Annotated in this window: 15 protein-coding genes; 13 read left to right on the top strand and 2 right to left on the bottom strand. The window is 58.6% G+C overall.

The window, feature by feature from the left end; translation table 11 throughout:
* Window positions 1–508: 508 nt before the first annotated feature.
* From AB7M29_RS07455 to AB7M29_RS07415, 9 genes are all read left to right on the top strand, one after another.
* The gene (locus tag AB7M29_RS07455; protein ID WP_454246625.1) at window positions 509–2,119 is read left to right on the top strand and encodes an ABC transporter substrate-binding protein; all 1,611 of its coding nucleotides are present in this window, start codon (window positions 509–511) and stop codon (window positions 2,117–2,119) included.
* Between the two features lie 258 nt (window positions 2,120–2,377).
* Window positions 2,378–4,003 carry an ABC transporter substrate-binding protein gene (locus AB7M29_RS07450; RefSeq protein WP_217857626.1) on the top strand — a complete coding sequence of 542 codons (1,626 nt, stop codon included), beginning with the start codon at window positions 2,378–2,380 and terminating at the stop codon, window positions 4,001–4,003.
* Window positions 4,004–4,302: 299 nt separating this feature from the next.
* Window positions 4,303–5,904, top strand: coding sequence for an ABC transporter substrate-binding protein (locus AB7M29_RS07445; protein ID WP_217857625.1), 1,602 nt, complete (start codon window positions 4,303–4,305; stop codon window positions 5,902–5,904).
* Window positions 5,905–6,075: 171 nt separating this feature from the next.
* On the top strand, window positions 6,076–7,497 hold the full coding sequence (locus tag AB7M29_RS07440) for an OprD family porin (RefSeq protein WP_217857624.1): 1,422 nt from the start codon (window positions 6,076–6,078) through the stop codon (window positions 7,495–7,497).
* Window positions 7,498–7,572: 75 nt separating this feature from the next.
* On the top strand, window positions 7,573–9,168 hold the full coding sequence (locus AB7M29_RS07435; RefSeq protein ID WP_217857623.1) for an ABC transporter substrate-binding protein: 1,596 nt from the start codon (window positions 7,573–7,575) through the stop codon (window positions 9,166–9,168).
* Between the two features lie 73 nt (window positions 9,169–9,241).
* Window positions 9,242–10,252 carry an ABC transporter permease subunit gene (locus tag AB7M29_RS07430; RefSeq protein ID WP_007900379.1) on the top strand — a complete coding sequence of 337 codons (1,011 nt, stop codon included), beginning with the start codon at window positions 9,242–9,244 and terminating at the stop codon, window positions 10,250–10,252.
* Between the two features lie 10 nt (window positions 10,253–10,262).
* Window positions 10,263–11,174 (top strand): ABC transporter permease subunit, encoded by a 912-nt coding sequence (locus AB7M29_RS07425; protein ID WP_052965615.1) that lies wholly within the window; start codon window positions 10,263–10,265, stop codon window positions 11,172–11,174.
* Between the two features lie 10 nt (window positions 11,175–11,184).
* Entirely contained in the window at window positions 11,185–12,153 is a 969-nt protein-coding gene (locus tag AB7M29_RS07420) for an ABC transporter ATP-binding protein (RefSeq protein ID WP_052965616.1), read from the top strand.
* Entirely contained in the window at window positions 12,153–13,133 is a 981-nt protein-coding gene (locus AB7M29_RS07415; protein WP_217857621.1) for a peptide ABC transporter ATP-binding protein, read from the top strand. Before AB7M29_RS07420 ends, AB7M29_RS07415 begins: the two co-directional genes overlap by 1 nt.
* 190 nt (window positions 13,134–13,323) lie before the next feature.
* On the opposite strand, the gene AB7M29_RS07410 is transcribed toward AB7M29_RS07415, so the two are convergent.
* Both AB7M29_RS07410 and AB7M29_RS07405 read right to left on the bottom strand, forming a co-directional pair.
* The gene (locus AB7M29_RS07410; RefSeq protein WP_217857620.1) at window positions 13,324–13,536 is read right to left on the bottom strand and encodes a hypothetical protein; all 213 of its coding nucleotides are present in this window, start codon (window positions 13,534–13,536) and stop codon (window positions 13,324–13,326) included.
* Between the two features lie 338 nt (window positions 13,537–13,874).
* Window positions 13,875–15,458 carry a peptide chain release factor 3 gene (locus AB7M29_RS07405; RefSeq protein WP_454246624.1) on the bottom strand — a complete coding sequence of 528 codons (1,584 nt, stop codon included), beginning with the start codon at window positions 15,456–15,458 and terminating at the stop codon, window positions 13,875–13,877.
* 328 nt (window positions 15,459–15,786) lie between these two features.
* Between AB7M29_RS07405 and AB7M29_RS07400 the strand changes: the two genes are divergently transcribed.
* Genes AB7M29_RS07400 through AB7M29_RS07385 form a run of 4 tightly spaced genes read left to right on the top strand, consistent with a single transcriptional unit; the run spans window position 15,787 to window position 19,237 of the window.
* Window positions 15,787–16,503 carry an ABC transporter permease gene (locus AB7M29_RS07400; protein WP_007900385.1) on the top strand — a complete coding sequence of 239 codons (717 nt, stop codon included), beginning with the start codon at window positions 15,787–15,789 and terminating at the stop codon, window positions 16,501–16,503.
* Between the two features lie 20 nt (window positions 16,504–16,523).
* Window positions 16,524–17,417, top strand: a complete 894-nt coding sequence (locus AB7M29_RS07395; protein ID WP_454246623.1) for a glycine betaine ABC transporter substrate-binding protein — start codon at window positions 16,524–16,526, stop codon at window positions 17,415–17,417.
* A gap of 12 nt (window positions 17,418–17,429) precedes the next feature.
* Window positions 17,430–18,083: an ABC transporter permease gene (locus AB7M29_RS07390; protein ID WP_063341568.1), complete on the top strand. Its 654-nt coding sequence runs from the start codon at window positions 17,430–17,432 to the stop codon at window positions 18,081–18,083.
* Window positions 18,080–19,237 carry an osmoprotectant ABC transporter ATP-binding protein OsmV gene (locus AB7M29_RS07385; RefSeq protein ID WP_052965622.1) on the top strand — a complete coding sequence of 386 codons (1,158 nt, stop codon included), beginning with the start codon at window positions 18,080–18,082 and terminating at the stop codon, window positions 19,235–19,237. Before AB7M29_RS07390 ends, AB7M29_RS07385 begins: the two co-directional genes overlap by 4 nt.
* Window positions 19,238–19,286 lie beyond the last annotated feature (49 nt).

Raw genomic sequence — 19,286 nt, 5'->3', positions numbered from 1 at the left:
GGACACCCGGCCGGACCGAAGTCCGCCCGCACACAGCCGCCATAACGCATTTGCAGGCAGCAATAAGCTGGCAGCGATTATGCGTGTACAGACACTGGATGACCATAAGTTGCCGGGCTCTCACACCCGATCGCTGAGTTGTCAGCGACAGCCAAAGGTTATTGAGCCCGCGTCCGACCGACAACCTGAAAAATGCGTGGGAAAGGTCTGAGTTCTGACACACCCGTTAAACATTCAAAAGCGGAACGCAGAGCGTCCCTGGCGGCATTCCCACGCGGGAGCGTTGGAACGATCAATCTCACGTCTGACGCCGAATGCTCATCTGACACAGCTCCTACGTGGGATTGTGTACACCCGCCATAGACTGGTCGACTAAAAGGCCGCCAAGCCAACAACCAGCTTGAATATGCCGAGATAGAGGGGTCTCCCTTACAAACGGATATTTCCGCCAATCTCACCAACAACGCTACCCTCAGGAAAACACCGCCGCCAAGCCCTCGGGGACTCCATGGAAAGAACCACCGTCAAACCACTTCTACTCGCCCTTACCCTCGCCACAATCGCCTCCACCGCCCCACTCGCCCAAGCCGCCACCACCCTGGTCTACTGCTCCGAAGCCAGCCCCGCCGGCTTCGACCCCAGCCAGTACACCAGCGGCACCGACTTCGACGCCTCCGCCGAAACCGTCTTCAACCGCCTCACCCAATTCAAACGCGGCGGCACCGAAGTCGAACCCGGTCTGGCCACTAGCTGGGAAGTGTCCAAGGACGGCCTCAGCTACACCTTTCACCTGCGCGACGGCGTGAAATTCCACACCACCGACTACTTCACCCCGACCCGCGACTTCAACGCCGACGACGTGTTGTTCACCTTCCAGCGCCTGCTCGACCCGCAGAATGCGTTCCGTAAAGCCTACCCCGCCGAGTCGCCGTACTTCACCGACATGGGCCTGAACACCACGATCAAAAGCATCGACAAGACCGACGACCACACCGTGCGCTTCAGCCTGAACAACATCGACGCCGCGTTCGTACAAAACCTCGCCATGAGCTTCGCCTCGGTGCAGTCCGCCGAATACGCCGCGCAATTGTTGAAAGAAGGCAAAGCTGCCGACCTCAACCAGAAACCGGTCGGCACCGGCCCCTTCGTGTTCAAGCGCTATCAAAAGGACTCGCAGATCCGCTACGCCGCCAACAAGGCCTACTGGAAACCCGAGGACGTAAAACTCGACAACCTGATTTTCTCAATCACCCCGGACGCCGCCGTGCGCTTGCAGAAACTCAAGGCCGGCGAGTGCCAGGTCAGCGGCTACCCGCGCCCGGCAGACATTGAAGTGATGGAGAAAGATCCAAACCTGCGGGTACTCAAACAAGCCGGTTTCAACCTCGGCTTCCTCGCCTACAACGTGACCCATCCGCCACTGGACCAGCTCAAGGTCCGTCAAGCCCTGGACATGGCTATCGACAAACCGGCGATCATCAAAGCGGTCTACCAGAGTGCCGGGCAACTGGCGCAGAACGCTTTGCCGCCGGCGCAATGGTCCTATGACCCGAGTATCAAAGACGCACCGCACGACCCGACCAAAGCCCGCGCGCTACTAAAAGAAGCAGGGGTTGCGCCCGGTACTACTATCGATTTGTGGGCCATGACCGTGCAGCGTGCCTCCAACCCCAACGCGCGGATGTCGGCACAGATGATCCAGCAGGATTGGGAGAAAGTCGGTATCAAGGCCAACATCGTCAGTTATGAATGGGGCGAGTACATCAAGCGCGCCAAGAACGGCGAACACGACGCCATGATTTACGGCTGGACCGGCGACAACGGCGACCCGGACAACTGGCTCGGCGTGCTCTATAGCTGCGCCGCGGTGAAAGGCAGCAACTACGCCAAGTGGTGCGACCCGGCCTACGACAAGCTGGTGCAGCAAGCCAAGGTGTCCACGGACAAACAGCAGCGGGTCAACCTGTACCAACAGGCACAGCAAATCCTTAAGCAACAGGTGCCGATTACACCAATTGCGAACTCGACAGTGTTCCAGCCACTGCGCATGGAAGTGACCGACTTCAAAATCAGTCCGTTCGGCCTTACCCCCTTCTACGGAGTGGGTATAAATAAGTAACACCAGGCTCCAACCGGGTGCACCAAATGCCCCGGTCGCCCCTTGTCGGTGCGCGATTTGCACCGTAAAAAACCTGCGCAAACGGTCAAATGCGCACGTATTTATACATATGCGACATTAAGGTACGTTCGTGCCACTGTTTAAGGTTTGTAACCATTCCGGATCTTGCATTGGGTATGGCCCCTGCATAAGTATCCGCAGGTCGACTCACGAGGTCGTCCTCTAATTCCAAAAATGACAACAAATCATGAGGCCACCATGCTTAAACACGCGGTCATTCCGTTTTTAGTCGGCGCAAGCTTATTAGCCAGCGCACCTTTCGCCGTCGCTGCGACTAACCTGGTGTTTTGCTCCGAAGGGAGCCCGGCCGGTTTTGATCCTGGTCAGTACACCACCGGAACCGACTTCGACGCCTCTGCAGAAACCATGTTCAACCGTCTGACCCAGTTCGAGCGCGGCGGCACCGCCGTTGTTCCTGGTCTGGCGACCAAGTGGGACATCTCTGATGACGGCCTGACTTACACCTTCCACCTGCGTGAAGGCGTCAAGTTCCACACCACCCCGTACTTCAAGCCGACTCGTGAGTTCAACGCCGACGACGTGCTGTTCACCTTCAATCGCATGATTAACAAGGATGACCCGTTCCGTAAGGCGTACCCGACCGAATTCCCGTACTTTACCGACATGGGGATGGATACCAACATCACCAAGATCGATAAAGTCGACGACCACACCGTCAAGTTCACCCTCAAAGAAGTTGATGCCGCGTTCATTCAGAACATGGCCATGAGTTTCGCCTCGGTCCAGTCCGCCGAGTACGCTGCCCAGCTGCTCAAGGAAGGCAAAGCCGCCGACATCAACCAGAAGCCGGTCGGTACTGGCCCGTTTGTGTTCAAGAGCTACCAGAAAGACTCCAACATCCGCTACACCGGGAACAAGGACTACTGGAAGCCTGACGACGTGAAGATCGACAACTTGATCTTCGCCATCACCACCGACCCGTCGGTGCGTATTCAGAAGCTGAAGAAGAACGAGTGCCAGATCACTCTGTTCCCACGTCCAGCCGACTTGAAGGCGCTGAAGGAAGACAAGACCCTGAAGGTGCCTGATCAGGCCGGTTTCAACCTGGGTTACATCGCCTATAACGTGATGGACAAGATCAAGGGCAGTGATCAGCCAAACCCGATGGCCCAGTTGAAAGTGCGTCAGGCACTGGACATGGCCGTCAACAAGCAACAGATCATCGACTCGGTTTACCAGGGCGCCGGCCAACTGGCTGTCAACGCCATGCCACCGACCCAATGGTCTTATGACACCACCATCAAGGATGCCCCGTACAACCCTGAGAAAGCCAAAGCGCTGCTCAAGGAAGCCGGCATCAAGGAAGGCACCGAGATCAACCTGTGGGCGATGCCGGTGCAGCGTCCTTACAACCCGAACGCCAAGCTGATGGCGGAAATGCTGCAGTCCGACTGGGCCAAGGTCGGTATCAAGGCCAAGATCGTCACCTACGAATGGGGCGAATACATCAAGCGTTCCAAGGGCGGCGAGAACCAGGCGATGATCATCGGCTGGAGCGGCGACAATGGTGACCCGGACAACTGGCTGAACGTACTGTTCGGCTGCGACTCTCTGCAGGGCAACAACTTCTCCAAGTGGTGCGACAAGAAATTCGACGGCATCGTTAAAGAAGCCAAGCGCACTACCGATCAGGCCAAGCGCACCGAACTGTACAAACAGGCGCAACACGTCCTCAAAGACGCCGTTCCAATGACACCTATCGCTCACTCGACGGTGTTCCAACCCATGCGCGACAACGTGCAGGACTTCAAGATCAGCCCGTTTGGCTTGAACTCCTTCTACGGCGTCAGCGTCAGCAAATAAGGTTTGGCAACGGCGACGTTATTCACGTTGCCGTTGCTTTATCTGCCGAGAAAGTAGGAATCAACTGACAGCCAAATCCGCTGCGCACCACAGCAGAGGTTTAGGACGCGTCGCCTTTTCCTACGAGTCTTTCAGGCATTTACGCATTTACTGCCAGACCCACGGCTCATACCGTCGGGATCTGACCAGTTCATGCGTGGGCTCTCGGTTTGCTGCGTGCAATGGTTTGAGATCAATGAAGCCCCACGTTTCCGGACGGGACCACGGCTCATTGCACAACACTAAAAAGAGGGAGCGTCATGCGCCATACCTTGGTTTTATCCGCATTGCTGAGCACCGGCCTGCTGGCCGTCACTTCCATCAGCCAGGCCGCCAATAACAGCCTGGTGTTCTGCTCCGAAGGCAGCCCCGCAGGCTTCGACACTGCGCAATACACCACGGCGACCGATAACGACGCCGCCGAGCCGCTGTACAACCGATTGGCAGAATTTGAAAAAGGCGCCACTAACGTCGTACCGGGCCTGGCAACGAGCTGGGATATTTCCGAGGACGGTCTCAAGTACACGTTTCACCTGCGCGAAGGGGTGAAATTTCACACGACCAAATACTTCACACCGACCCGCGATTTCAACGCCGATGACGTGCTGTTCACCTTCAATCGTATGCTCGATCCACAGCAACCCTTCCGTAAGGCTTATCCGACCGAGTTCCCGTATTTCAACGGGATGAGCCTGAACAAGAACATCGCCAAGGTCGAGAAGACCGGGCCGCTGACCGTGGTGATGACGCTCAACAGCGTCGACGCCGCATTCATCCAGAACATCGCCATGAGCTTCGCCGCGATCCTGTCTGCCGAATACGCCGACCAGTTACTGGCCTCCGGCAAGCCGAGCGAGATCAACCAGAAGCCGATCGGCACTGGCCCGTTCGTGTTCAAGAGCTACCAGAAAGATTCCAACATCCGTTACAGCGGCAACAAGCAGTACTGGGACCCGAGCCGGGTCAAGCTCGACAACCTGATTTTCGCCATCAACACCGACGCCTCGGTGCGCGTGCAGAAGCTCAAGGCCAACGAATGCCAGATCACCCTGCACCCGCGCCCGGCCGACGTGACCGCGCTGAAAAACGATCCGAAACTGCAACTGATCGAAAAGCCTGGCTTCAACCTTGGTTACATCGCCTATAACGTGCGGCACAAACCGTTCGACCAGCTTGAAGTGCGCCAGGCGCTGGACATGGCGGTGAACAAGCAAGGCATTCTCAACGCGGTGTATCAAGGCGCCGGGCAACTGGCGCAAAACGCCATGCCACCGACCCAATGGTCCTACGACGATACCGTCAAGGACGCCGCCTATAACCCGGAAAAAGCCAAGGAATTGCTCAAGGCTGCCGGCGTCAAGGAAGGCACCGAAATCACCCTCTGGGCCATGCCGGTTCAGCGTCCGTACAACCCCAACGCCAAGCTGATGGCCGAAATGCTCCAGGCGGATTGGGCGAAGATCGGCCTCAAGGTCAAGATCGTCAGCTACGAATGGGGCGAGTACATCAAGCGCACCAAGAACGGCGAGCACGACATCAGCCTGATCGGCTGGACCGGCGACAATGGTGACCCGGACAACTGGCTCGGCACGCTTTACAGCTGCGATGCCATTGGCGGCAACAACTACTCCATGTGGTGTGATCCGGCCTACGACAAGCTGATCAAGCAGGCCAAGGTCGTCACCGACCGCGACCAGCGCACCGTGCTCTACAAACAGGCTCAGCAATTGCTCAAGCAGCAAGTGCCGATCACGCCTGTCGCCCACTCGACGGTCAACCAGCCGTTGAGCGCCAAAGTCGAAGGATTCAAGGTGAGTCCTTTCGGTCGGAACGTGTTCTCGGGCGTCAGTATCGACCAATAACCGATTAACCAAAACGCTGGGGGCGGATTCCGCCCTCATGCAAGCGTATTGCCGTAATTCGCCAATCTGGCCTATAGCAAACGTTTGCGATGCCTGCATGAGTTCTAAACCAAATAGCCGGATCACCAAAAAAGACCGGCATTTAAAAAAAGAAAGTAAGGAGCTTCACCCATGAAACTGAGCAGCACCGCGTTATTGGCCTTGGCCATCAGCAGCGTGACCGCCACGGCTTACGCAGAACCTGCAAGTCAGGAGTTTGTCCCTACCACATTGGCCGGCAGTAGCGCCCAAAGCGAGGCCAAAGGCTTTATCGATGGACAAAGCCTGGGCGGCACAACGCGTAACTGGTATGCCAACGAACTGAAACGTCGTGACGACACCTTCAGCTACAAGAAAAACAGCGTGAAGAACGATCCGAGCGCCCCTAGCACCCCGACACCACGTCGTATCAACTGGGTTCAGGGCACTATCGTCAACTACACCTCGGGCTTCACCCAGGGCACCGTTGGCGTCAGCACCGAAGTCGCCGCCTACAACGCCATCGTTCTGGACCGTGACCGCAAGGATATTGCCGGCGGCTCCAACCGCACCCTGGCAGACTCCAACGGCGATGCCGTCGACCAGTGGAGCAAACTGGGTCTGGCCAACGCCAAGTTCCGTGTATCGAACACCACCTTGACCGCCGGTCGTCAGAACTTCAGCACTCCAATCGTTGATGTCATCGGCAACCGCGCACTGCCTTCGAGCTTTGAAGGTATCAGCCTGCACAGCGAAGAATTCAATAACCTGTCGTTCGACCTGGCCGGTTTCGACCGCGTTTCGCCACGTACCGAACAGAGCCTGTCGAAGTTCCGCAGCGAGTACTCCGCCACCGGCGTTGAAACCGACAAGGTCTACACCGCAGGCGTGAACTACCAGCCGTTCAAGAGCCTGAAAACCAGCCTGTACGGCGCCAACGTCGAAGACTTCTGGAACCAGTACTACTTCGGCGCCACCCACGAGCTGGGTGACAGCCAGGTACTGAGTCTGACCACCGGCCTGAACTACTACAAAACCGTCGACGAAGGCAAAAAGTTGATGGGTGAGATCGACAACGACACCTACTCGCTGTCACTCGGCCTGACTCACCAGGCTCACAGCCTGACCTTCTCGTACCAGGAAGTGAACGGCGACACGTATTTCGACTACCTGCACGAAACCAACGGCATCTACCTGGCCAACTCCTTGCTGTCGGACTTCAACGGCCCGAACGAGAAATCCTTCCAGATTGCCTACGGCCTGAACATGGCCGAATACGGCGTGCCAGGCCTGAAGTTCAACATCTACCAGGCGCGCGGCTGGGGCATTGACGGTACTCACTACCGCGGCACGGCTTACACCGATCCGGGCGCCAAGCGCGGCGACCTGAGCCTGATGGACGGCGAAACCCACTACGAATACGGCATCGGCGCGTCCTACGCCGTGCAGAGCGGCCCACTCAAGGCTACCGCCATCCGCGCGACGTACACCACTCACCGTGCCAGCGAAAATCAGGCTGACGGCAACATCAACGAGTTCCGTCTCGTGACCACCATCCCGTTCAACATTTTGTAAAACGTATGCCTGCGGCTGACTCATGATGAGTCGGCCGTCTGGCTTTTCTGTTCAACCGATTGCAGAGGGCTCTAGATGAAAATGCTTCCCCTACGAGCGGCCATCGCTGCCGCGTTGCTGAGTGTCGCCGTCGGCGTCTCGGCCAAACCCTTGGTGGTCTGTACCGAAGCCAGTCCGGAAGGCTTCGATATGGTCCAGTACACGACTGCAGTCACAGCCGATGCGGTGGCCGAAACCATCTTCAATCGTCTGGCGGACTTCAAGCCCGGCACCACTGACGTGATCCCGGCACTGGCCGAGTCGTGGGACATCAGCGACGACGGTCTGACCTACACGTTCCACCTGCGCAAAGGCGTCAAGTTTCACACCACCGATTACTTCAAGCCGACCCGCGACATGAATGCCGACGATGTGGTCTGGAGCTTCCAGCGTCAACTGGACCCGAAACACCCATGGCATAAGCTGTCGAGCGTGGGCTTCCCGTACTTTGAAAGCATGGGCTTCAAAGAGCTGCTCAAAAGCGTCGAGAAAGTCGACGACAACACGGTCAAATTCACCCTGACCCGCCGTGAAGCGCCGTTCCTGGCCGACATCGCCATGGCCTTCTCCTCGATCTACTCCGCCGAGTACGCAGACCAGTTGCTCAAGGCCGACAAAACGGGCGACCTGAACAACAAACCGGTCGGCACCGGCCCGTTCGTCTTCCAGCGTTACGCCAAGGACGCTCAGGTTCGCTTCAAGGCCAACCCGGACTACTTCCGCGGCAAACCACCGGCTGATTCGCTGATTCTGGCGATTGCCACCGACAACAACGTGCGCCTGCAAAAGCTCAAGGCCAACGAGTGCCAGATCGCGCTGTATCCGAAACCGGATGACATCCCGAGCATCAAGAAAGACACCAACCTGAAAGTTGATGAGCTCAATGCGATGACCGTTTCGTACATCGCGATGAACACCTCGCACAAGTACATGAGTGATGTGCGCGTGCGTAAAGCCATCGACATCGCGTTCGATAAGGAAGCCTACGTCAACGCGCTATTCGGCAAAGGCAATGCGACGGTAGCGGTCAACCCGTACCCGGACACCCTGCTGGGCTACAACCACAAACTGACCAACCCGCCGCGTGACCTGGACAAGGCTCGCGCCCTGCTCAAGGAAGCCGGCGTGCCGGATGGCACCGTGTTCACCCTGTTCACCCGCAACGGCGGCGGCCCGACCAACCCGAACCCGATGCTCGGCGCGCAGATGATGCAGGCCGACCTGGCCAAGGTCGGGATCAAGGTCGATATTCGTGTCATGGAATGGGGCGAAATGCTCAAGCGCGCGAAAAACGGCGAGCACGATATGGTGTCCGCCGGTTGGGCTGGCGATAACGGCGACCCGGATAATTTCCTGACGCCTATGCTCAGTTGCGAAGCCGCCAAGAACGGCGAAAACTACGCTCGCTGGTGCAATGAAAAGTTCCAGACGTTGATCGACGAAGCCCGGGCTAAAGTGAACCCGGACGAACGCACGGCGCTCTACGAACAGGCCCAGGCCGTTTTCAATCAGGACCAGCCGTGGATCAGCATGGCGCACACCCGTATGTTCACCGCAATGCGCACCAACGTAGAGGGCTATCAAATTAGCCCCCTCACCACTAATAACTTCGCCACCACCCAGGTGAAGTAGATAAGAAACGCCCGGCCTCGCTGACCCCAGCGCTGCCGGGCACGCCTAACCGGCTGATGAGGTACCACACAAGATGTTTAGTTTTATTGCCCGCCGATTGGGGTTACTGATCCCCACGTTCTTCGGCATCACCTTGCTGACTTTCGCGTTGATTCGCATGATTCCAGGCGACCCCGTGGAAGTAATGATGGGCGAACGAAGAGTCGACCCCGAAATGCATGCTCAGGCAATGGAACGCCTAGGTCTGAACAAACCCCTGTATGCCCAATACCTGGATTACATCGGCAAGTTGGCCCACGGCGATCTCGGCGAATCCCTGCGTACCCGTGAAAGCGTCTGGACCGAGTTCAGCTCTCTATTTCCCGCGACCCTGGAACTGTCCATGGCCGCCCTGTTGTTCGCCGGCATCCTGGGCCTTTTGGCCGGGGTGATTGCGGCACTCAAGCGAGGATCCCTGTTCGACCATGGGGTGATGGGCATCTCCCTGGCGGGATACTCGATGCCGATCTTCTGGTGGGGCCTGATCCTGATCATGTTCTTCTCGGTGAGCCTGGGCTGGACGCCGGTGTCCGGGCGGATCGACCTGCTCTACGACATCGAGCCGCGCACCGGTTTCATGCTGATCGATACGCTGCTGGCCGATGACGTCGGGGCGTTCTTCGATGCCCTGCATCACCTGATCCTGCCGGCCATCGTGCTCGGCACCATCCCGCTGGCGGTGATCGCGCGGATGACCCGTTCGTCGATGCTCGAAGTGCTGCGTGAAGACTACATCCGTACCGCACGCGCCAAAGGCCTGTCGCCCTCGCGCGTGGTGTTCGTTCACGGCCTGCGCAATGCGCTGATTCCGGTTCTGACCGTGGTCGGCCTGCAAGTCGGCACGTTGCTGGCCGGTGCGGTCCTGACCGAAACCATTTTCTCCTGGCCCGGCATCGGCAAATGGCTGATCGAAGCCATTGGCGCACGGGACTATCCCGTGGTGCAGAACGGCATCCTGTTAATCGCCTGCCTGGTGATTCTGGTCAACTTCGTGGTGGACATCCTCTACGGCTTTGCCAACCCACGCATCCGTCATCAGCGCTGAGATCAAGACCATGACCACTCTCACTACACCGGTAGCAGTCGATCAAAGCCTGCTGTATCCGTCCCCGTACAAAGAATTCTGGCACGCGTTCTCCAGGAACAAAGGCGCCGTCGCCGGCCTGATGTTCATGCTGCTGGTGATCTTCTGCGCGATCTTCGCGCCGTGGGTTGCGCCGCATAACCCGAGCGAGCAATACCGTGACTTCCTGCTGACCCCGCCGTCCTGGCTGGAAGGCGGGCAAATCCAGTTCCTGCTCGGCACCGATGAACTGGGTCGCGACCTGCTGTCGCGGCTGATCAACGGTTCGCGCCTGTCCCTGCTGATCGGCTTGTCGTCGGTGGTGATGTCGCTGATTCCGGGCATTCTTTTGGGTCTGTTCGCCGGGTTCTTTCCGCGCGTACTCGGCCCGACCATCATGCGTCTGATGGACATCATGCTGGCCCTGCCGTCCCTGCTGCTGGCGGTGGCGATTGTCGCCATCCTCGGCCCTGGCCTGATCAACACCATTATTGCCATCGCCGTGGTTTCGTTGCCGTCCTATGTTCGTCTGACCCGCGCCGCGGTGATGGGCGAATTGAACCGCGACTACGTGACCGCCGCGCGCCTGGCCGGTGCCGGTCTGCCACGCCTGATGTTCGTCACGGTGCTGCCCAACTGCATGGCGCCGCTGATCGTTCAGGCCACCTTGAGTTTCTCCTCGGCGATTCTCGATGCCGCGGCACTGGGCTTCCTCGGCCTTGGCGTACAACCGCCAACGCCTGAGTGGGGCACCATGCTGGCTTCGGCTCGCGACTACATCGAACGCGCCTGGTGGGTGGTGAGCTTGCCTGGTTTGACCATTTTGCTCAGCGTGCTGGCAATCAACTTGATGGGCGACGGTCTGCGCGATGCGCTGGACCCGAAACTCAAGAACGCCGCCTGAGGAGATTCAAATGTCACTGTTAGAAATCAAGAATCTCAACGTTCGCTTCGGCGACGCCAACGCCGTTCCGGTGGTCGACGGTCTCGACATTACCGTGGACAAAGGCGAAGTGCTGGCCATCGTGGGCGAATCGGGTTCCGGTAAATCCGTGACCATGATGGCGCTGATGGGCCTGATCGAGCATCCGGGGATCGTCACTGCCGACGCCCTGAATTTCGACGGCAAGAACATGCTCAAGCTCAGCAACCGTCAACGTCGGCAAATCGTCGGCAAAGACCTGGCCATGGTGTTTCAGGACCCGATGACCGCGCTGAACCCGAGCTACACCGTCGGTTTCCAGATTGAAGAAGTGCTGCGCCTGCACCTGAAAATGTCCAGAAAGGACGCCCGCAAGCGTGCCATCGAACTGCTGGAAAAAGTGGAAATCCCGGGCGCCGCCAGCCGTATGGACGCCTACCCGCATCAACTCTCCGGCGGTATGAGCCAGCGTGTGGCAATTGCCATGGCGATTGCCGGCGAACCGAAACTGCTGATCGCCGACGAACCAACCACCGCTCTGGACGTAACGATTCAGGCGCAGATCATGGATCTGTTGCTGGCCCTGCAGAAAGAGCAGGACATGGGCCTGGTGCTGATTACCCACGACCTCGCGGTTGTAGCCGAAACCGCCCAGCGCGTGTGCGTGATGTACGCCGGCCAAGCGGTTGAAGTCGGTCAGGTGCCACAACTGTTCGACATTCCGGCGCACCCGTACAGCGAAGCGCTGCTCAAGGCCATTCCGGAACACAGCCTGGGTGCCGCGCGCCTGTCGACGTTGCCGGGCATCGTTCCCGGTCGCTACGACCGTCCGCAAGGCTGCCTGTTGTCGCCGCGCTGCCCCTACGTGCAGGACAACTGCCGCACCCAGCGTCCGGCCCTTGACCCGAAAAGCAACAGCCTCGCCCGCTGCTTCTACCCGCTGAATCAGGAGGTGGCGTAATGGCCGTCGTACTTACCGCCCGCAACCTGACCCGTCACTACGAAGTGTCCCGTGGCCTATTCAAGGGTCATGCGACCGTGCGCGCCCTCAACGGTGTGTCGTTCGAACTGGAAGCCGGCAAAACCCTCGCCGTTGTGGGCGAATCGGGTTGCGGCAAATCCACCCTGGCCCGTGCCCTGACGCTGATCGAAGAGCCCTCCTCCGGCTCCTTGAAAATCGCCGGGCAGGAAGTCGCCGGCGCTGACAAGGCTCAACGCAAGCAGCTGCGCAAAGACGTGCAGATGGTGTTCCAGAGCCCGTACGCGTCACTGAACCCACGGCAGAAAGTCGGTGATCAACTCGCCGAACCGCTGCTGATCAACACCAACCTGAGCGCCTCGGAACGTCGCGACAAAGTCCAGGCGATGATGAAACAGGTGGGCTTGCGTCCCGAGCACTACCAGCGCTATCCGCACATGTTCTCCGGCGGTCAGCGCCAGCGGATTGCCCTGGCCCGCGCGATGATGCTGCAACCGAAAGTGCTGGTGGCAGACGAACCGACCTCGGCGCTGGACGTATCGATCCAGGCGCAGGTACTCAACCTGTTCATGGATTTGCAGCAAGAGTTCAACACCGCCTACGTGTTCATCTCCCACAACCTGGCCGTGGTGCGTCACGTCGCCGATCATGTGATGGTGATGTACCTCGGCCGCCCTGTGGAGATGGGTCCGAAGAATGACATCTACGAGCGTCCTCTGCACCCGTACACCCAGGCGTTGCTGTCGGCCACTCCAACCATTCACCCGGACCCGAACAAGCCGAAAATCAAGATCGTCGGCGAACTGCCGAACCCGCTGAACCCGCCGTCCGGCTGCGCCTTCCACAAGCGCTGCCCGTATGCGACCGAGCGCTGCAGCGTCGAAGAGCCGGCCTTGCGCCTGCTCGACACCCGCCAGGTGGCTTGTCACTACGCCGAGCAATTCCTCGGCGGCGCGGCGTAACAATGTGGGAGCGAGCCTGCTCGCGATAGCGGTGTATCAGTCGGCATTAATGTCGACGGGTATGACGCCATCGCGAGCAGGCTCGCTCCCACAGGTATTGAGCGGCACGAAATATCTAAAGCGTTGATCAACCCCTTCTGCTTCGATTGCACATCAGTCCGGCAGGAGGGGTTTTCTTTTTGTCCGTCATTTACGTTTGCGTGTCTTCCTCATCCTCCTCATCGGCGTCTGGGTCGTCTTCGTCTGATTCAGTCGCAGCGATCATCAGCTCGCTGTGCACGCCTTGCCCGTTCAAGGCCTGTTTTTCATGGTTCTCACATTCTGCCCACGCCACCGCCGACGTGCCGAGGGACAGCATCACCAAAACCTTAAGCAACAACACAATGCGTTGAAAAATGCTCATAGCCGATTCCATCCTTTGTGGGTTGACGCATGGGATGCCTGAAAGGTACTGAATGAAATTTAGTTCCGATTGACCGGGTTCTCCAGACAGGACGCTACCGGGTAGCAGAAAATGTCGTTGGCGAAGAGACTGGTTTCGAATAATGGTTATATCCAAACCCTCTAACAACAATGATCCAATGTGGGAGCGGGCTTGCTCGCGAAGGCGTCGGGTCAGTCGACATCAATGTTGAATGAAAGGCCGCTTTCGCGAGCAAGCCCGCTCCCACAGTTGACCGAGGCGGCACAAAAAAACCCCGAGGCTTACGCATCGGGGCTTTGGGGGTTACGGCTCAGCGCTTAGTGATGCTCACGCGTCGCACGGAATTTCACATCAGGCCAGCGCTCTTCCATCAGCGCCAGGTTGACCCGTGTCGGGGCCAGGTAGGTCAGGTGACCACCACCATCGACTGCAAGGTTTTCTACGGCCTTGACCTGGAGTTCCTCGAACTTCTTCTTATCGTCGCAATCAATCCAGCGCGCGGAATAAACAGTGATCGGCTCATACGAGCACTCGACCTTGTATTCCTCTTTCAAACGACTGGCGACCACGTCGAACTGCAGCACACCGACGGCGCCGAGGATGATGTCGTTGCTGCGCTCGGGGAAGAACACCTGAGTGGCGCCTTCTTCGGCTAATTGCTGCAGGCCCTGACGCAGTTGCTTGGATTTCAGCGGATCACGCAGACGCACGCGACGGAACAGTTCCGGGGCGAAGTGCGGGATGCCGGTGAAGCCCAGGACTTCGCCTTCGGTGAAGGTGTCGCCGATCTGGATGGTGCCGTGGTTGTGCAGGCCGATGATGTCGCCGGCAAACGCTTCTTCCAGTTGCTCACGCTCGGAGGAGAAGAACGTCAGCGCATCGCCGATCCGCACGTCTTTGCCAGTGCGCACGTGGCGCATTTTCATGCCTTTTTCGTACTTGCCGGAGCAGATCCGCATGAAGGCGATGCGGTCGCGGTGTTTCGGGTCCATGTTCGCCTGGATCTTGAACACGAAGCCGGTGAATTTCTCTTCAACCGGTTCCACGGTGCGTTCGTTGGCGACACGGGCCAGCGGTTTCGGCGCCCAATTGACCACGGCGTCGAGCACGTGATCGACACCGAAGTTGCCCAGTGCGGTACCGAAGAATACCGGTGTCAGCTGGCCATCGAGGAATTCCTGCTGATTGAATTCGTGGCAGGCGCCCTGCACCAGTTCCAGCTGATCAACGAAGCGATCGTACTCATCGCCCAAATGCGCACGGGCTTCATCGGAGTCGAGCTTCTCGATGATTTTCACGTCGGTGCGCTCGTGGCCGTGACCAGCGGTGTAGACGATGATGTAGTCGTCGGCGAGGTGATAAACACCCTTGAAATCGCGGTAGCAACCGATCGGCCAGGTGATCGGCGCCGCCTTGATCTTCAGGACCGCTTCGATTTCGTCGAGCAGTTCGATCGGGTCACGAATGTCACGGTCGAGTTTGTTGATGAAGCTGACGATCGGCGTGTCACGCAGACGGCAGACGTCCATCAGCGCAATGGTCCGTGGCTCTACACCCTTACCGCCGTCGAGGACCATCAATGCCGAGTCCACTGCCGTCAGAGTGCGGTAGGTGTCTTCGGAGAAGTCTTCGTGGCCCGGGGTGTCGAGCAGGTTGATCATGTGATCGCGATACGGAAACTGCATGACCGACGTGGTAATGGAAATACCCCGTTGTTTTTCCATTTCCATCCAGTCGGAGGTGGCATGGCGGTCGGATTTTCGAGATTTCACCGTGCCCGCAATCGCAATCGCCTTGCCCATCAGCAAGAGCTTCTCGGTGATGGTGGTCTTACCGGCATCGGGGTGGGAAATAATGGCGAAAGTGCGGCGTTTCGCGACTTCGGCGGCCTGTTTGGTCATGGGAAATCGCCTGGCAGGTGATTCAAAAAAGGGCCGCGATTATAGCCCAACTTCATCGAAGAACCGAACCGTTGAGCACATTAGGGGTGGCCAAATGCTGCTTCAGATGGGAACCTTTCAGAGCGTGGAGGCGTCCACTCCCCTGTTACGACTATTCGTCAGGGTTTGAAAAATCAGCAAGTTAGCCTGACGAGGCTGCGCTTATGGCTCGATTTCATGCGGTTTCACGAGCATGAAGAGCTGCTTCTCGCGAACGTTGATTTCCCGGCAGCCAGGAATGGCATGCCACACGGGACTGCGTCCGCCGACTGAAAAAAGGAGTCCGCCTGTGGCTATTCGCTATGGCAAAGGGCTGATAGGAGGTGCGGTTGTCGTCGCCCTTCTGGCCCTGCTGGTCCACTGGATTGGCATCAACACGATCGAACAGTACCGCGACGATTTGTTGTTTTACCTGCAAGCTCATCTGATTCTCGTCCTCGTTTCCATGCTGGCCGCCCTTGTAGTGGGCATACCCGCCGGCATCTTCCTCAGCCGCCCGACCATGGTTGGACGCGCCGAACGCTTCATGCAGATCTTCAACATCGGCAACACCGTGCCGCCTCTCGCCGTACTGGCCATCGCCCTGGGGATCCTCGGCATTGGTAGCGGTCCTGCGATTTTCGCTTTGTTCCTCGCCTCACTGTTGCCGATTGTGCGCAACACCTATGAAGGACTGAAAAACGTCCAGGGTTCACTCAAGGAAGCGGCCGTTGGCATCGGCATGACACCGACGCAGGTGCTGTGGCGGGTCGAACTGCCGAACGCCGTGCCGATCATCATCGGTGGTGTGCGCGTGGCGCTGGCGATCAACGTCGGTACCGCACCGCTAGCGTTCCTGATCGGCGCCAACAGTCTGGGCAGCCTGATTTTCCCCGGCATCGCCCTGAACAATCAGCCGCAACTGCTGCTCGGCGCGGCATGCACCGCCCTGCTGGCCTTGCTGCTCGACGGCCTGGTGACACTCGCCAGCCGCCTCTGGCTCGAACGCGGCTTGCGCCCGTCTTAAGCCTCGGCAAAGGAATATTTATGAAGAAATTAAGCTTTTTAATAGGCTGCGTTCTGCTGTTCGCAGGATTTGCCCAAGCCGCTGAAAAACCCGTGATCCGCATTGGTGCCCGGGTGTTCACCGAACAAACCCTGCTGGCGGAAATAACTTCCCAGTACCTGCGCACCAAGGGTTACGACACCCAAGTGACCGGCGGTCTGGGCAGCAATCTGGCTCGTAGCGCCCACGAAAGTGGCCAGCTGGATTTGATGTGGGAATACACCGGCGTGTCGCTGGTGGCTTACAACCACGTCACCGACAAGCTCGACAGCGCTCAGTCCTACGCCCGAGTGAAAGAACTCGACGCGAAAAAAGGCCTGGTCTGGCTCACCCCGTCGAAGTTCAGCAACACCTACGCCCTGGCCCTGCCGGAAAACACCGCGAAGGCTTACCCACAGATCAACACCATGAGCGAGCTGAACACGGTGCTGCAGGCTGAGGCGAAGACCCATCACCTCGTCGCCCTGGACACCGAGTTTGCCAACCGTTCCGACGGTCTCGATGGCATGGTGGATCTCTACGGCATGAACCTGACCCGCAACAACATTCGCCAGATGGATGCCGGGCTGGTCTACACCGCGCTGCGCAATGGCCAGGTGTTCGCCGGTCTGGTTTACACCACCGACGGTCGTTTGAACGCCTTCAAGCTCAAGTTGCTGGAAGACGACAAGCATTACTTCCCGGACTACACCGCCGCGCCGGTGGTGCGTCAGGTTTACCTCGATGCCCACCCGAAACTCGCCGAAGAGCTCAAGCCGCTGGCCCAACTGTTCGACGACGCCACCATGCGTGCCCTGAATGCGCGGGTCGATGTCGATCACGAAAGTCCTTCATCCGTTGCTGCAGATTTCCTGCGCCAGCACCCCATCAACTGAGGAGGAAAAGCCATGGAATTTCTGAACGCCTTTTCCCATCTCGATTGGCCGCAGGTTTTGCACCTGACCTGGCAGCACATCACCTTGGTCGGCATCGCGGTGACGTTAGCGATTGTGGTCGGCGTGCCGCTGGGCATCCTGATGACCCGCTTCCCGACACTGGCCGGCCCGTTGCAAGCCAGCGCCACAGTGTTACTGACCGTGCCGTCGATTGCGCTGTTCGGCCTGCTGCTGCCGTTCTACTCGAAATTCGGCCAGGGCCTCGGCCCGATGCCGGCGATCACCGCAGTGTTTCTGTACTCGTTGCTGCCGATCATGCGTAACACCTATTTGGCGCTGACCGGCGTCGAACCGGGCATTCGCGAAGCAGCGCGTGGCATCGGCATGACCTTCGGCCAGCGCCTGCGCATGGTCGAACTGCCCATCGCGGTGCCGGTGATCCTCGCCGGCGTGCGCACCGCCGTGGTGATGAACATCGGTGTGATGACCATCGCCGCGACCATCGGCGCCGGTGGCCTCGGTGTACTCATTCTCGCTTCCATCAGCCGCAGCGACATGTCGATGCTGATCGTCGGCGCCGTGCTGGTCAGTCTCCTGGCCATCTTCGCCGACCTGCTTCTGCAATGGCTGCAACGCACGCTGACTCCAAAAGGACTGCTCAAATGATCGAACTTCAAAACCTCAGCAAGACCTTCCAAAGCAACGGCAAAGATGTGAAAGCCGTGGACTCGGTAAGCCTGACCGTCAATGAAGGCGAAATCTGTGTGTTCCTGGGGCCATCGGGCTGCGGTAAAAGCACCACGCTGAAGATGATCAACCGCCTGATCAAGCCTACCTCGGGCAAGATCCTGATCAACGGCGAAGACACCACCGACCTCGACGCCGTGACCCTGCGTCGCAACATCGGCTATGTGATCCAGCAGATCGGTTTGTTCCCGAACATGACCATCGAAGAAAACATCACCATCGTTCCGCGCCTGCTCGGCTGGGACAAACAGAAATGCCACGACCGTGCCCGCGAGTTGATGAGCATGATCAAGCTCGAACCCAAGCAGTATCTGACTCGCTATCCACGTGAATTGTCCGGTGGCCAGCAGCAGCGGATCGGCGTGATTCGCGCACTGGCGGCGGATGCGCCGCTGTTGTTGATGGACGAACCGTTCGGCGCGGTCGACCCGATCAACCGCGAGATGATTCAGAACGAGTTCTTCGAGATGCAACGGGCGCTGAACAAGACCGTGATCATGGTCAGCCACGACATCGACGAAGCAATCAAGCTCGGCGACAAGATCGCGATTTTCCGCGCGGGCAAACTGCTGCAGATCGACCATCCGGACACGCTTCTTGCGCACCCGGCGGATGACTTTGTCAGCAATTTCGTCGGCCAGGACAGCACCCTCAAACGTCTGTTGCTGGTGAAAGCCGAAGACGCGGCGGACAACGCACCCTCGGTGAGCCCGGGAACTCCGGTGGCCGAAGCGCTGGAATTGATGGACGAACTGGACCGTCGCTACGTGGTGGTTACCTGCGCCGAGAACAAGGCCTTGGGCTACGTGCGCCGTCGCGACCTGCACCGCCAGACCGGCACCTGCGCGCAATACCTGCGCGAGTTCAACGCCACTGCGGTGTACGACGAGCATTTGCGCATCCTGCTGTCGCGCATGTACGAGTTCAACCGCTCGTGGCTGCCGGTGATGGATGCCGAGCGGGTGTTCCTGGGTGAGGTGACTCAGGAATCGATTGCCGAATATTTGAGCTCTGGTAAGTCTCGTGGGGGCAAGACCAGCATTGTTTCGCCGGCCGAGACTGCTGTCGCCTGATCTGACGTCTTCGTGGGCAAGCCTCGCTCCTACAGGTTTTACACAGTAC

Source organism: Pseudomonas sp. F-14 TE3623 (assembly GCF_053629015.1).
This window is presented reverse-complemented; position numbering and strand designations above follow the sequence as displayed.

Coding starts and splice junctions, on each gene's coding strand:
- AB7M29_RS07455 (WP_454246625.1), top strand. CDS start 509: ATGGAAAGAACCACCGTCAAACCACTTCTACTCGCCCTTACCCTCGCC.
- AB7M29_RS07450 (WP_217857626.1), top strand. CDS start 2,378: ATGCTTAAACACGCGGTCATTCCGTTTTTAGTCGGCGCAAGCTTATTA.
- AB7M29_RS07445 (WP_217857625.1), top strand. CDS start 4,303: ATGCGCCATACCTTGGTTTTATCCGCATTGCTGAGCACCGGCCTGCTG.
- AB7M29_RS07440 (WP_217857624.1), top strand. CDS start 6,076: ATGAAACTGAGCAGCACCGCGTTATTGGCCTTGGCCATCAGCAGCGTG.
- AB7M29_RS07435 (WP_217857623.1), top strand. CDS start 7,573: ATGAAAATGCTTCCCCTACGAGCGGCCATCGCTGCCGCGTTGCTGAGT.
- AB7M29_RS07430 (WP_007900379.1), top strand. CDS start 9,242: ATGTTTAGTTTTATTGCCCGCCGATTGGGGTTACTGATCCCCACGTTC.
- AB7M29_RS07425 (WP_052965615.1), top strand. CDS start 10,263: ATGACCACTCTCACTACACCGGTAGCAGTCGATCAAAGCCTGCTGTAT.
- AB7M29_RS07420 (WP_052965616.1), top strand. CDS start 11,185: ATGTCACTGTTAGAAATCAAGAATCTCAACGTTCGCTTCGGCGACGCC.
- AB7M29_RS07415 (WP_217857621.1), top strand. CDS start 12,153: ATGGCCGTCGTACTTACCGCCCGCAACCTGACCCGTCACTACGAAGTG.
- AB7M29_RS07410 (WP_217857620.1), bottom strand. CDS start 13,536: ATGAGCATTTTTCAACGCATTGTGTTGTTGCTTAAGGTTTTGGTGATG.
- AB7M29_RS07405 (WP_454246624.1), bottom strand. CDS start 15,458: ATGACCAAACAGGCCGCCGAAGTCGCGAAACGCCGCACTTTCGCCATT.
- AB7M29_RS07395 (WP_454246623.1), top strand. CDS start 16,524: ATGAAGAAATTAAGCTTTTTAATAGGCTGCGTTCTGCTGTTCGCAGGA.
- AB7M29_RS07390 (WP_063341568.1), top strand. CDS start 17,430: ATGGAATTTCTGAACGCCTTTTCCCATCTCGATTGGCCGCAGGTTTTG.
- AB7M29_RS07385 (WP_052965622.1), top strand. CDS start 18,080: ATGATCGAACTTCAAAACCTCAGCAAGACCTTCCAAAGCAACGGCAAA.